1 protein-coding gene, 10 tRNA genes and 7 rRNA genes are annotated in these 14,341 nt (G+C 48.1%); 13 read left to right on the top strand and 5 right to left on the bottom strand.

Annotated elements, in window-relative coordinates:
* Nucleotides 1–65 precede the first annotated feature (65 nt).
* From OCV52_RS13680 to OCV52_RS13620, 13 genes are all read left to right on the top strand, one after another.
* Nucleotides 66–1,618, top strand: a 16S ribosomal RNA gene (locus OCV52_RS13680).
* Between the two features lie 64 nt (nucleotides 1,619–1,682).
* A tRNA-Glu gene (locus tag OCV52_RS13675) sits at nucleotides 1,683–1,758 on the top strand.
* A 306-nt stretch (nucleotides 1,759–2,064) separates the two neighbouring features.
* Nucleotides 2,065–4,955, top strand: a 23S ribosomal RNA gene (locus tag OCV52_RS13670).
* Nucleotides 4,956–5,091: 136 nt separating this feature from the next.
* Nucleotides 5,092–5,207 (top strand): 5S ribosomal RNA (gene rrf, locus OCV52_RS13665).
* Between the two features lie 351 nt (nucleotides 5,208–5,558).
* Nucleotides 5,559–7,113, top strand: a 16S ribosomal RNA gene (locus OCV52_RS13660).
* Between the two features lie 67 nt (nucleotides 7,114–7,180).
* A tRNA-Ile gene (locus tag OCV52_RS13655) sits at nucleotides 7,181–7,257 on the top strand.
* Between the two features lie 14 nt (nucleotides 7,258–7,271).
* Nucleotides 7,272–7,347 (top strand) — tRNA-Ala (locus OCV52_RS13650).
* 320 nt (nucleotides 7,348–7,667) lie between these two features.
* Nucleotides 7,668–10,558, top strand: a 23S ribosomal RNA gene (locus OCV52_RS13645).
* Between the two features lie 93 nt (nucleotides 10,559–10,651).
* Nucleotides 10,652–10,767: ribosomal RNA gene (gene rrf / locus OCV52_RS13640) — 5S ribosomal RNA — on the top strand.
* A 39-nt stretch (nucleotides 10,768–10,806) separates the two neighbouring features.
* Nucleotides 10,807–10,883: transfer RNA gene (locus OCV52_RS13635), tRNA-Thr, on the top strand.
* A 42-nt stretch (nucleotides 10,884–10,925) separates the two neighbouring features.
* Nucleotides 10,926–11,041 (top strand): 5S ribosomal RNA (gene rrf / locus OCV52_RS13630).
* Together the 16S, 23S and 5S rRNA genes with 5 tRNA genes alongside form the textbook arrangement of a ribosomal RNA operon.
* Nucleotides 11,042–11,071: 30 nt before the next feature.
* A tRNA-Asp gene (locus OCV52_RS13625) sits at nucleotides 11,072–11,148 on the top strand.
* A 1,672-nt stretch (nucleotides 11,149–12,820) separates the two neighbouring features.
* On the top strand, nucleotides 12,821–13,216 hold the full coding sequence (locus OCV52_RS13620) for a DUF2391 family protein (RefSeq protein ID WP_102424107.1): 396 nt from the start codon (nucleotides 12,821–12,823) through the stop codon (nucleotides 13,214–13,216).
* 453 nt (nucleotides 13,217–13,669) lie between these two features.
* Here OCV52_RS13620 and OCV52_RS13615 read toward each other — a convergent pair.
* The 5 genes from OCV52_RS13615 to OCV52_RS13595 all read right to left on the bottom strand — a co-directional run bounded on the left by OCV52_RS13615 (nucleotide 13,670) and on the right by OCV52_RS13595 (nucleotide 14,175).
* Nucleotides 13,670–13,745, bottom strand: a tRNA-Asn gene (locus tag OCV52_RS13615).
* A 36-nt stretch (nucleotides 13,746–13,781) separates the two neighbouring features.
* Nucleotides 13,782–13,857, bottom strand: a tRNA-Thr gene (locus OCV52_RS13610).
* Nucleotides 13,858–13,867: 10 nt separating this feature from the next.
* Nucleotides 13,868–13,943: transfer RNA gene (locus OCV52_RS13605), tRNA-Asn, on the bottom strand.
* A gap of 24 nt (nucleotides 13,944–13,967) precedes the next feature.
* A tRNA-Thr gene (locus tag OCV52_RS13600) sits at nucleotides 13,968–14,043 on the bottom strand.
* Nucleotides 14,044–14,099: 56 nt separating this feature from the next.
* Nucleotides 14,100–14,175, bottom strand: a tRNA-Phe gene (locus tag OCV52_RS13595).
* Nucleotides 14,176–14,341: the final 166 nt, after the last annotated feature.

Raw genomic sequence — 14,341 nt, 5'->3', positions numbered from 1 at the left:
GATAATAGCTTTAGAATTACTTTTTGTAGTTTTGAAGTCAGTATTCGTTGAGTCGACAAAATCTTAAATTGAAGAGTTTGATCATGGCTCAGATTGAACGCTGGCGGCAGGCCTAACACATGCAAGTCGAGCGGAAACGAGTTATCTGAACCTTCGGGGAACGATAACGGCGTCGAGCGGCGGACGGGTGAGTAATGCCTAGGAAATTGCCTTGATGTGGGGGATAACCATTGGAAACGATGGCTAATACCGCATAATGCCTACGGGCCAAAGAGGGGGACCTTCGGGCCTCTCGCGTCAAGATATGCCTAGGTGGGATTAGCTAGTTGGTGAGGTAATGGCTCACCAAGGCGACGATCCCTAGCTGGTCTGAGAGGATGATCAGCCACACTGGAACTGAGACACGGTCCAGACTCCTACGGGAGGCAGCAGTGGGGAATATTGCACAATGGGCGAAAGCCTGATGCAGCCATGCCGCGTGTATGAAGAAGGCCTTCGGGTTGTAAAGTACTTTCAGTTGTGAGGAAGGGGGTGTCGTTAATAGCGGCATTTCTTGACGTTAGCAACAGAAGAAGCACCGGCTAACTCCGTGCCAGCAGCCGCGGTAATACGGAGGGTGCGAGCGTTAATCGGAATTACTGGGCGTAAAGCGCATGCAGGTGGTTCATTAAGTCAGATGTGAAAGCCCGGGGCTCAACCTCGGAACTGCATTTGAAACTGGTGAACTAGAGTACTGTAGAGGGGGGTAGAATTTCAGGTGTAGCGGTGAAATGCGTAGAGATCTGAAGGAATACCAGTGGCGAAGGCGGCCCCCTGGACAGATACTGACACTCAGATGCGAAAGCGTGGGGAGCAAACAGGATTAGATACCCTGGTAGTCCACGCCGTAAACGATGTCTACTTGGAGGTTGTGGCCTTGAGCCGTGGCTTTCGGAGCTAACGCGTTAAGTAGACCGCCTGGGGAGTACGGTCGCAAGATTAAAACTCAAATGAATTGACGGGGGCCCGCACAAGCGGTGGAGCATGTGGTTTAATTCGATGCAACGCGAAGAACCTTACCTACTCTTGACATCCAGAGAAGCCAGCGGAGACGCAGGTGTGCCTTCGGGAGCTCTGAGACAGGTGCTGCATGGCTGTCGTCAGCTCGTGTTGTGAAATGTTGGGTTAAGTCCCGCAACGAGCGCAACCCTTATCCTTGTTTGCCAGCGAGTAATGTCGGGAACTCCAGGGAGACTGCCGGTGATAAACCGGAGGAAGGTGGGGACGACGTCAAGTCATCATGGCCCTTACGAGTAGGGCTACACACGTGCTACAATGGCGCATACAGAGGGCAGCGAACTTGCGAGAGTGAGCGAATCCCAAAAAGTGCGTCGTAGTCCGGATTGGAGTCTGCAACTCGACTCCATGAAGTCGGAATCGCTAGTAATCGTAGATCAGAATGCTACGGTGAATACGTTCCCGGGCCTTGTACACACCGCCCGTCACACCATGGGAGTGGGCTGCAAAAGAAGTGGGTAGTTTAACCTTCGGGAGGACGCTCACCACTTTGTGGTTCATGACTGGGGTGAAGTCGTAACAAGGTAGCCCTAGGGGAACCTGGGGCTGGATCACCTCCTTATACGAAGATACTCACGATAAGTGTCCACACAGATTGATATGTTTAAACAGTTAAGAGTACCTATGTCCCGTTCGTCTAGAGGCCTAGGACACCGCCCTTTCACGGCGGTAACAGGGGTTCGACTCCCCTACGGGATACCATCTTTAAGCGCATTTATTTAAGTGTCTTTAAAAATGGTTCATTTATTGAATCAAGCTCTTTAACAATTTGGAAAGCTGACTGATTAACTCTAAGAGTTAATCAAATTAAAAGTTCTCAATGTTTATCTTTTAGATAAACACAACACAAACACATTCAAGTGTCTTGGCTTTTTGTCTTCACTTTTTAAAAGTGAAAATAAAGAGTATTAAATTGAGTCCGGCAAACACGTAATAAGAACTAACCCTTCTTATTACAACCAAAAACCTTGGTTGTTTACCATACATAAAGACCTCTTCGGGTTGTATGGTTAAGTGACTAAGCGTACACGGTGGATGCCTTGGCAGTCAGAGGCGATGAAGGACGTATTAACTTGCGATAAGCCCAGATTAGACAGTAAAAGTCATTTGAGTCTGGGATTTCCGAATGGGGAAACCCACTTACATAAGTAAGTATCTTGTTGTGAATACATAGCAACAAGAGGCAAACCGGGGGAACTGAAACATCTAAGTACCCCGAGGAAGAGAAATCAACCGAGATTCCGAAAGTAGCGGCGAGCGAAATTGGATTAGCCCTTAAGCTTTTAATGAGACAGACGAAGGCTCTGGAAAGTGCCGCAATAAAGGGTGATAGCCCCGTAGTCGACATCTCATCATCAGTGAAAACGAGTAGGGCGGGACACGTGATATCCTGTCTGAATATGGGGGGACCATCCTCCAAGGCTAAATACTACTGACTGACCGATAGTGAACCAGTACCGTGAGGGAAAGGCGAAAAGAACCCCTGTGAGGGGAGTGAAATAGAACCTGAAACCGTGTACGTACAAGCAGTAGGAGCACCTTCGTGGTGTGACTGCGTACCTTTTGTATAATGGGTCAGCGACTTAATTTTAGTAGCAAGGTTAACCGTTTAGGGGAGCCGTAGGGAAACCGAGTCTTAACTGGGCGTACAGTTGCTAGGATTAGACCCGAAACCAGGTGATCTAGCCATGGGCAGGTTGAAGGTTGAGTAACATCAACTGGAGGACCGAACCGACTAATGTTGAAAAATTAGCGGATGACTTGTGGCTAGGGGTGAAAGGCCAATCAAACCTGGAGATAGCTGGTTCTCCCCGAAAGCTATTTAGGTAGCGCCTCGGACGAATACTACTGGGGGTAGAGCACTGTTAAGGCTAGGGGGTCATCCCGACTTACCAACCCTTTGCAAACTCCGAATACCAGTAAGTACTATCCGGGAGACACACGGCGGGTGCTAACGTCCGTCGTGGAGAGGGAAACAACCCAGACCGCCAGCTAAGGTCCCAAAGTATAGCTAAGTGGGAAACGATGTGGGAAGGCTCAGACAGCCAGGATGTTGGCTTAGAAGCAGCCATCATTTAAAGAAAGCGTAATAGCTCACTGGTCGAGTCGGCCTGCGCGGAAGATGTAACGGGGCTAAGCTATACACCGAAGCTGCGGCTACGCACTTATGTGCGTGGGGTAGGGGAGCGTTCTGTAAGCCGTTGAAGGTGGTCTGTAAGGGCTGCTGGAGGTATCAGAAGTGCGAATGCTGACATGAGTAACGATAAAGGGAGTGAAAAACTCCCTCGCCGGAAGACCAAGGGTTCCTGTCCAACGTTAATCGGGGCAGGGTAAGTCGACCCCTAAGGCGAGGCCGAAAGGCGTAGTCGATGGGAAACGGGTTAATATTCCCGTACTTCTTACAATTGCGATGGGGGGACGGAGAAGGCTAGGTGGGCCTGGCGACGGTTGTCCAGGTTCAAGTACGTAGGCGGAAGAATTAGGTAAATCCGGTTCTTCTTAACGCTGAGATACGATGTCGAGCTACTACGGTAGTGAAGTCATTGATGCCATGCTTCCAGGAAAAGCCTCTAAGCTTCAGATTGTAAGGAATCGTACCCCAAACCGACACAGGTGGTCGGGTAGAGAATACCAAGGCGCTTGAGAGAACTCGGGTGAAGGAACTAGGCAAAATGGTACCGTAACTTCGGGAGAAGGTACGCTCTTATCAGTGAAGTCCCTTGCGGATGGAGCAGACGAGAGTCGCAGATACCAGGTGGCTGCAACTGTTTATTAAAAACACAGCACTGTGCAAAATCGTAAGATGACGTATACGGTGTGACGCCTGCCCGGTGCCGGAAGGTTAATTGATGGGGTTAGACTTCGGTCGAAGCTCTTGATCGAAGCCCCGGTAAACGGCGGCCGTAACTATAACGGTCCTAAGGTAGCGAAATTCCTTGTCGGGTAAGTTCCGACCTGCACGAATGGCGTAATGATGGCCACGCTGTCTCCACCCGAGACTCAGTGAAATTGAAATCGCTGTGAAGATGCAGTGTACCCGCGGCTAGACGGAAAGACCCCGTGAACCTTTACTACAGCTTGGCACTGAACATTGAACCTACATGTGTAGGATAGGTGGGAGACTTTGAAACCGCGTCGCTAGATGTGGTGGAGTCGTCCTTGAAATACCACCCTTGTAGTTTTGATGTTCTAACGTTGGTCCCTGAATCGGGATTACGGACAGTGCCTGGTGGGTAGTTTGACTGGGGCGGTCTCCTCCCAAAGAGTAACGGAGGAGCACGAAGGTGGGCTAAACACGGTTGGACATCGTGTGGTTAGTGCAATGGCATAAGCCCGCTTGACTGCGAGAATGACAATTCGAGCAGGTGCGAAAGCAGGTCATAGTGATCCGGTGGTTCTGAATGGAAGGGCCATCGCTCAACGGATAAAAGGTACTCCGGGGATAACAGGCTGATACCGCCCAAGAGTTCATATCGACGGCGGTGTTTGGCACCTCGATGTCGGCTCATCACATCCTGGGGCTGAAGTCGGTCCCAAGGGTATGGCTGTTCGCCATTTAAAGTGGTACGCGAGCTGGGTTTAGAACGTCGTGAGACAGTTCGGTCCCTATCTGCCGTGGGCGTTGGAAAATTGAAGGGGGCTGCTCCTAGTACGAGAGGACCGGAGTGGACGAACCTCTGGTGTTCGGGTTGTCATGCCAATGGCATTGCCCGGTAGCTAAGTTCGGAATCGATAACCGCTGAAAGCATCTAAGCGGGAAGCGAGCCCTGAGATGAGTTTTCCCTGACACTTTAAGTGTCCTAAAGGGTTGTTCAAGACTAGAACGTTGATAGGCAGGGTGTGTAAGTGCTGCGAGGCATTGAGCTAACCTGTACTAATTGCCCGTGAGGCTTAACCATACAACACCCAAGGGGTTTTGATGGACTCAAAGATACAAACGCTTGAATGAGTTTGATGAGACAACACTTTTAATAAGCTTTCCAGATTATTTTGCCTTCAGTTTTTAAAAAAGCTGAAAGTAAAAGCAAAATTTTGCTTGGCGACCATAGCATTGTGGACCCACCTGATTCCATGCCGAACTCAGAAGTGAAACACAATAGCGCCGATGGTAGTGTGGGGCTTCCCCATGTGAGAGTAGGACATCGCCAGGCTTTAATTTCGACTTTGTCTACAAAGCAGACAAGTCACCATAGAGTTCTAAGTTTTCTTAGTATTTTATGTTGACTTTCAAAGTAGAAAGCGTATTATACGCGTCCTGCTTAAGTGCTAAGGTACTGAAAGCAAAGCTCTTTAACAATTTAAACCTATCAATCTGTGTGGGCACTCGTTGATGAATATCAAAAATTGATTCTTAGGAATCGCATTGATTTCAATGAACTGAGTGACCAATCGATAATTTATTATCGGCACAGTCAATTCATTATCATTCTGTTGGAATGATAATAGCTTTAGAATTACTTTTTGTAGTTTTGAAGTCAGTATTCGTTGAGTCACAAAATCTTAAATTGAAGAGTTTGATCATGGCTCAGATTGAACGCTGGCGGCAGGCCTAACACATGCAAGTCGAGCGGAAACGAGTTATCTGAACCTTCGGGGAACGATAACGGCGTCGAGCGGCGGACGGGTGAGTAATGCCTAGGAAATTGCCTTGATGTGGGGGATAACCATTGGAAACGATGGCTAATACCGCATAACGCCTACGGGCCAAAGAGGGGGACCTTCGGGCCTCTCGCGTCAAGATATGCCTAGGTGGGATTAGCTAGTTGGTGAGGTAATGGCTCACCAAGGCGACGATCCCTAGCTGGTCTGAGAGGATGATCAGCCACACTGGAACTGAGACACGGTCCAGACTCCTACGGGAGGCAGCAGTGGGGAATATTGCACAATGGGCGAAAGCCTGATGCAGCCATGCCGCGTGTATGAAGAAGGCCTTCGGGTTGTAAAGTACTTTCAGTTGTGAGGAAGGGGGTGTCGTTAATAGCGGCATTTCTTGACGTTAGCAACAGAAGAAGCACCGGCTAACTCCGTGCCAGCAGCCGCGGTAATACGGAGGGTGCGAGCGTTAATCGGAATTACTGGGCGTAAAGCGCATGCAGGTGGTTCATTAAGTCAGATGTGAAAGCCCGGGGCTCAACCTCGGAACTGCATTTGAAACTGGTGAACTAGAGTACTGTAGAGGGGGGTAGAATTTCAGGTGTAGCGGTGAAATGCGTAGAGATCTGAAGGAATACCAGTGGCGAAGGCGGCCCCCTGGACAGATACTGACACTCAGATGCGAAAGCGTGGGGAGCAAACAGGATTAGATACCCTGGTAGTCCACGCCGTAAACGATGTCTACTTGGAGGTTGTGGCCTTGAGCCGTGGCTTTCGGAGCTAACGCGTTAAGTAGACCGCCTGGGGAGTACGGTCGCAAGATTAAAACTCAAATGAATTGACGGGGGCCCGCACAAGCGGTGGAGCATGTGGTTTAATTCGATGCAACGCGAAGAACCTTACCTACTCTTGACATCCAGAGAAGCCAGCGGAGACGCAGGTGTGCCTTCGGGAGCTCTGAGACAGGTGCTGCATGGCTGTCGTCAGCTCGTGTTGTGAAATGTTGGGTTAAGTCCCGCAACGAGCGCAACCCTTATCCTTGTTTGCCAGCGAGTAATGTCGGGAACTCCAGGGAGACTGCCGGTGATAAACCGGAGGAAGGTGGGGACGACGTCAAGTCATCATGGCCCTTACGAGTAGGGCTACACACGTGCTACAATGGCGCATACAGAGGGCAGCGAACTTGCGAGAGTGAGCGAATCCCAAAAAGTGCGTCGTAGTCCGGATTGGAGTCTGCAACTCGACTCCATGAAGTCGGAATCGCTAGTAATCGTAGATCAGAATGCTACGGTGAATACGTTCCCGGGCCTTGTACACACCGCCCGTCACACCATGGGAGTGGGCTGCAAAAGAAGTGGGTAGTTTAACCTTTCGGGGAGGACGCTCACCACTTTGTGGTTCATGACTGGGGTGAAGTCGTAACAAGGTAGCCCTAGGGGAACCTGGGGCTGGATCACCTCCTTATACGAAGATATTCACGATAAGTGTCCACACAGATTGATACGGTTTAGAGAAGTTAAGAGACGATATTGGGTCTGTAGCTCAGCTGGTTAGAGCGCTCGCCTGATAAGCGGGAGGTCGGTGGTTCAAGTCCACTCAGACCCACCAATATCGACCTAGATGGGGCTATAGCTCAGCTGGGAGAGCGCCTGCCTTGCACGCAGGAGGTCTGCGGTTCGATCCCGCATAGCTCCACCATCTTTAAGTGTTCTTATTTCTTTAGAATAGAAAGTAGAATCTTTAAAAATGGTTCATTTATTGAATCAAGCTCTTTAACAATTTGGAAAGCTGACTGATTAACTCTATGAGTTAATCAAATTAAAAGTTCTCAATGTTTATCTTTAGATAAACACAACACAAACACATTCAAGTGTCTTGGCTTTTTGTCTTCACTTTTTAAAAGTGAAAATAAAGAGTATTAAATTGAGTCCGGCAAACACGTAATAAGAATTAACCCTTCTTGTTACAACCAAAAACCTTGGTTAGTTGCCATACACTAAGACCCTTTCGGGTTGTATGGTTAAGTGACTAAGCGTACACGGTGGATGCCTTGGCAGTCAGAGGCGATGAAGGACGTATTAACTTGCGATAAGCCCAGATTAGACAGTAAAAGTCATTTGAGTCTGGGATTTCCGAATGGGGAAACCCACTTACATAAGTAAGTATCTTGTTGTGAATACATAGCAGCAAGAGGCAAACCGGGGGAACTGAAACATCTAAGTACCCCGAGGAAGAGAAATCAACCGAGATTCCGAAAGTAGCGGCGAGCGAAATTGGATTAGCCCTTAAGCTTTTAATGAGACAGACGAAGGCTCTGGAAAGTGCCGCAATAAAGGGTGATAGCCCCGTAGTCGACATCTCATCATCAGTGAAAACGAGTAGGGCGGGACACGTGATATCCTGTCTGAATATGGGGGGACCATCCTCCAAGGCTAAATACTACTGACTGACCGATAGTGAACCAGTACCGTGAGGGAAAGGCGAAAAGAACCCCTGTGAGGGGAGTGAAATAGAACCTGAAACCGTGTACGTACAAGCAGTAGGAGCACCTTCGTGGTGTGACTGCGTACCTTTTGTATAATGGGTCAGCGACTTAATTTTAGTAGCAAGGTTAACCGTTTAGGGGAGCCGTAGGGAAACCGAGTCTTAACTGGGCGTACAGTTGCTAGGATTAGACCCGAAACCAGGTGATCTAGCCATGGGCAGGTTGAAGGTTGAGTAACATCAACTGGAGGACCGAACCGACTAATGTTGAAAAATTAGCGGATGACTTGTGGCTAGGGGTGAAAGGCCAATCAAACCTGGAGATAGCTGGTTCTCCCCGAAAGCTATTTAGGTAGCGCCTCGGACGAATACTACTGGGGGTAGAGCACTGTTAAGGCTAGGGGGTCATCCCGACTTACCAACCCTTTGCAAACTCCGAATACCAGTAAGTACTATCCGGGAGACACACGGCGGGTGCTAACGTCCGTCGTGGAGAGGGAAACAACCCAGACCGCCAGCTAAGGTCCCAAAGTATAGCTAAGTGGGAAACGATGTGGGAAGGCTCAGACAGCCAGGATGTTGGCTTAGAAGCAGCCATCATTTAAAGAAAGCGTAATAGCTCACTGGTCGAGTCGGCCTGCGCGGAAGATGTAACGGGGCTAAGCTATACACCGAAGCTGCGGCTACGCACTTATGTGCGTGGGGTAGGGGAGCGTTCTGTAAGCCGTTGAAGGTGGTCTGTAAGGGCTGCTGGAGGTATCAGAAGTGCGAATGCTGACATGAGTAACGATAAAGGGAGTGAAAAACTCCCTCGCCGGAAGACCAAGGGTTCCTGTCCAACGTTAATCGGGGCAGGGTAAGTCGACCCCTAAGGCGAGGCCGAAAGGCGTAGTCGATGGGAAACGGGTTAATATTCCCGTACTTCTTACAATTGCGATGGGGGGACGGAGAAGGCTAGGTGGGCCTGGCGACGGTTGTCCAGGTTCAAGTACGTAGGCGGAAGAATTAGGTAAATCCGGTTCTTCTTAACGCTGAGATACGATGTCGAGCTACTACGGTAGTGAAGTCATTGATGCCATGCTTCCAGGAAAAGCCTCTAAGCTTCAGATTGTAAGGAATCGTACCCCAAACCGACACAGGTGGTCGGGTAGAGAATACCAAGGCGCTTGAGAGAACTCGGGTGAAGGAACTAGGCAAAATGGTACCGTAACTTCGGGAGAAGGTACGCTCTTATCAGTGAAGTCCCTTGCGGATGGAGCAGACGAGAGTCGCAGATACCAGGTGGCTGCAACTGTTTATTAAAAACACAGCACTGTGCAAAATCGTAAGATGACGTATACGGTGTGACGCCTGCCCGGTGCCGGAAGGTTAATTGATGGGGTTAGACTTCGGTCGAAGCTCTTGATCGAAGCCCCGGTAAACGGCGGCCGTAACTATAACGGTCCTAAGGTAGCGAAATTCCTTGTCGGGTAAGTTCCGACCTGCACGAATGGCGTAATGATGGCCACGCTGTCTCCACCCGAGACTCAGTGAAATTGAAATCGCTGTGAAGATGCAGTGTACCCGCGGCTAGACGGAAAGACCCCGTGAACCTTTACTACAGCTTGGCACTGAACATTGAACCTACATGTGTAGGATAGGTGGGAGACTTTGAAACCGCGTCGCTAGATGTGGTGGAGTCGTCCTTGAAATACCACCCTTGTAGTTTTGATGTTCTAACGTTGGTCCCTGAATCGGGATTACGGACAGTGCCTGGTGGGTAGTTTGACTGGGGCGGTCTCCTCCCAAAGAGTAACGGAGGAGCACGAAGGTGGGCTAAACACGGTTGGACATCGTGTGGTTAGTGCAATGGCATAAGCCCGCTTGACTGCGAGAATGACAATTCGAGCAGGTGCGAAAGCAGGTCATAGTGATCCGGTGGTTCTGAATGGAAGGGCCATCGCTCAACGGATAAAAGGTACTCCGGGGATAACAGGCTGATACCGCCCAAGAGTTCATATCGACGGCGGTGTTTGGCACCTCGATGTCGGCTCATCACATCCTGGGGCTGAAGTCGGTCCCAAGGGTATGGCTGTTCGCCATTTAAAGTGGTACGCGAGCTGGGTTTAGAACGTCGTGAGACAGTTCGGTCCCTATCTGCCGTGGGCGTTGGAAAATTGAAGGGGGCTGCTCCTAGTACGAGAGGACCGGAGTGGACGAACCTCTGGTGTTCGGGTTGTCATGCCAATGGCATTGCCCGGTAGCTAAGTTCGGAATCGATAACCGCTGAAAGCATCTAAGCGGGAAGCGAGCCCTGAGATGAGTTTTCCCTGGCGCTTTAAGCGTCCTAAAGGGTTGTTCAAGACTAGAACGTTGATAGGCAGGGTGTGTAAGCGCTGTGAGGCGTTGAGCTAACCTGTACTAATTGCCCGTGAGGCTTAACCATACAACACCCAAGGGGTTTTGATGGACTCATAAGATACAAACGCTTGAATGAGTTTGAGAGAATAGAAACAGCTTTCCGAATTTTAAAATTTTGCTTGGCGACCATAGCATTGTGGACCCACCTGATTCCATGCCGAACTCAGAAGTGAAACACAATAGCGCCGATGGTAGTGTGGGGCTTCCCCATGTGAGAGTAGGACATCGCCAGGCTTTAAATTTTTAGAATCGTTTTTAAACGGTTCTTGAATTGCTGATATAGCTCAGCCCGGTAGAGCGCACCCTTGGTAAGGGTGAGGTCCCCAGTTCGAGTCTGGGTATCAGCACCACGATTTAGTTGATTTGATTAATCAAGTTAACAAAAGAATTTGTTTGACGACCATAGCATTGTGGACCCACCTGATTCCATGCCGAACTCAGAAGTGAAACACAATAGCGCCGATGGTAGTGTGGGGCTTCCCCATGTGAGAGTAGGACATCGTCAGGCTCAAATTGCTTTAAGCTGAATAGACACTGCGGAGTGGTAGTTCAGTTGGTTAGAATACCGGCCTGTCACGCCGGGGGTCGCGGGTTCGAGTCCCGTCCACTCCGCCACTTATCAGAAAGCCTAGTCTTACGACTAGGCTTTCGTCGTTTCTAGAGATAGATATTTTGGTCTTCGACCAACGAGTCCCGGTCGTCTGATCCCCCAGCTATTCCGCCACTTATACTAAGCCCAAGCATAACTGCTCGGGCTTTTTTACGTTTGAATGATTGTGTTCCGCTTCGGTTGAAAGAATCCCGCAAAAGGTTTGCTCGTTGTCCGCAACCCGGCGCCCCCACTATTTATTAGAAAGCCTAGCCTTATGACTAGGCTTCGCTTGTTTTAGGAAATAGATAATTTGGTCTTCGACTAATGAGCCCTGACCGTCTGCGAACACTACCTTTATGTCATTCATAGAGAAGTCCAGCTAGAAATAGCAGGACTTTTTTACATTCGAATCATTGCAAATCGCCCCGGTTGTCAGCAATCCCGACCATGCCTCCAATGGTGGGAAATCTAGTCCGACGATTAGGCTTACGTCGTTTGTGAGTATTGTTAATTTACCTTGGAATGTACATTTTGCTTGGCCAGGAGCAAAGGTACAGAAGAACCTCAATTTATCGACATGCCTTGTTAGAAGTAGTTTGGCTTGGTTACTTCCGAATTATGATGATCTCTCTTTGAAGTGCGTTAAACAAGTCTTGGAGCTCTCACTATAGCTTTCCTGCTTTTCGGTGCTTACCGAGAAGGTAGGTAGTGTCGTGAAGCGCTATTGCTTTGATGTATGGCAACCTAGTCCGCGGTTAAACTTGCCTTCTAATGAGCCTTTAAGAGGCCCTGAATTACCCGGGAGCAGTACTCTACTGACAATTTCGTTGTAAGCTTTTTATTGTAATGAATAGTCGAAACATCTCGGTAGTCTAACTACTTCTTTTAAAGAGGTGCTAGCGTGCCTTTCATTGCTTCTTATCTAAATATTTCCTATCCCCTGATGCTTGGACCTTCAGCTCTCCTTATTGCGTTTTGTCACTGTCATTTGTGGAAGAAGCCTTACGGTCTGTCTAGCGCAATAGAGAGGTATTTCCATGGGGATTCCTATCTGGTATCTATTAATACACAACAGATCTATGCTTTTAGCAATTCCAGCGGTGGGCACTTTATAGAAGCATTTACAAGGTACTAGTTCTGCTGAGATTTGCTTATTCATACGTTCTATAAACCGTAACCTATTTCTTTGTATTCAGAAGGTATAGGAGACTGTTCACTATGATATAGCTAGCCTTTAGCTCGGTTTTGAGAGTGTGGGTATCAGAATTGTTGTTTAGCCCTCAAAGGTAGACTCCCTTCAAGTCATCCATTGCCGATCAATGCTCTTTTACTTCTCATTGAAATGCCGTCCTTACACCCTCAAGAACAGATATCTTCAACTATATTGTATTTGTGACAGTATATTAGAAGGTAAGTTTTTTCAGGTTTGGGGTGAGCAATATTGGTACACACGCCGAAGGTTTATTGCCCTTAAGCATCGTACTCGAAGCCTATGTACATTCTACGAGCGTGTGGAAGCGTTAAGATTATAATTAGTAGAATTTGATTTTTTTGCTCTCCGGTTCAACTCTTAGTTGGCTTTAGGTGGTTAATATGAAGTACCGGAAGTCACTTTTAACTTTTAGTGATTCCAGTATTTAGAGAGTTGAGAATAATTACTGTGGGATCGCAGAGAAGGCTCGAGTAGGTAATGTAATGAAACTGAGTTTTAATTTTGAAGATGCAGGCCAGATCTTTGTTGGATCTTTTGCTCTGGCTGTTCCAATCTCTTTTTCTGAAGAAGCCTGGAGACTAGGAGAGACGTTGCCTGCCGAAAATTTATTGCTGTTGTTTATGTTATCCGCAGTCTTTCTTGGTTTTTATACTTATGAGAGCGTTTTCCAAAAAGATGTCGTTGCCCGAATTCCTGTGTTCATTTTTAGAATCGTTATCGCTTATGCCATGACGGCCATGGTCGTAGCATTAGTATTGACTTGTCTAGATAAACTTCCTTTATTGACTGACCCTGTAGTTTCAATCAAGAGAGTGATTGTTATTTCTATGCCAGCCTCTATGGGAGCGATTGTGGTGGATAGTTTTGATAAAGAGTAATCGTAGTGGCTAAGGAGAGCGTGGCGATTTACAGTGACACTGAGAGCGATCAGCGCGATGTTTTAAAATTGGAAGCTCTAAATCGCCACACTATACAGATCTTCGATTTATGATCCGTCGTTATCACCAGAGTAATTTTCGATGAAGTGTTTTTACTAAGTGAACTTTACCACTTGAGATGAATGGCTATGGTTTGATTACCTCTAGATAAAGAAAGGTATTTTGGATGTGATAAAAGGCAAGGATGTTTAAAGAAGGTAGGAAAGAGATGCGTGATCTTCAGGTGCAAAAAAGCCGCATCAATGATGCGGCTTCTTCTTTATTGGCTCCCCTTGCGGGATTCGACGCGGCCGGCTAGGGCGGTCCGACGATTCGGCTGAGACATTGCTTTGGCACAAAGCAGGAGCGTTAGATACGAAAAAGCCTCATCGTGTGATGAGGCTTTCTCTAAAGTGGCTCCCCCTGCGGGACTCGAACCTGCGACATACGGATTAACAGTCCGCCGTTCTACCAACTGAACTAAGGGGGAATTATTTAAGAAGAGTAAACTTCTCAATAATATAAATGGTGCCGACTACCGGAATCGAACTGGTGACCTACTGATTACAAGTCAGTTGCTCTACCTACTGAGCTAAGTCGGCACACTAAATGTGGCTCCCCCTGCGGGACTCGAACCTGCGACATACGGATTAACAGTCCGCCGTTCTACCAACTGAACTAAGGGGGAATTATTCTTAAAGCTTTAAAGAAATGGTGCCGACTACCGGAATCGAACTGGTGACCTACTGATTACAAGTCAGTTGCTCTACCTACTGAGCTAAGTCGGCACATAATATTTCTTTGTGCTTTACTGTTGTTGTCTAAGACACCAACAAATAAATTGTGGTGCCCGGAGGCGGAATCGAACCACCGACACGAGGATTTTCAATCCTCTGCTCTACCGACTGAGCTATCCGGGCGACGAGGTGTATTAAACGTGTTTTCGCGTTCTGGGTCAACATTAAATTGCAAAAAAAGTATTGTTTGATGTTTTTCTATACTTAGTGGGTTGTTTTTGTTCATTTGCGGTGAAAAACCTAGGTCTAGCATGCCCTAAAAGATCGAGAAACTACGTTTAACTAGACG

This window comes from Vibrio chagasii, assembly GCF_024347355.1.
Lineage (GTDB): Bacteria > Pseudomonadota > Gammaproteobacteria > Enterobacterales > Vibrionaceae > Vibrio > Vibrio chagasii.
This window is presented reverse-complemented; position numbering and strand designations above follow the sequence as displayed.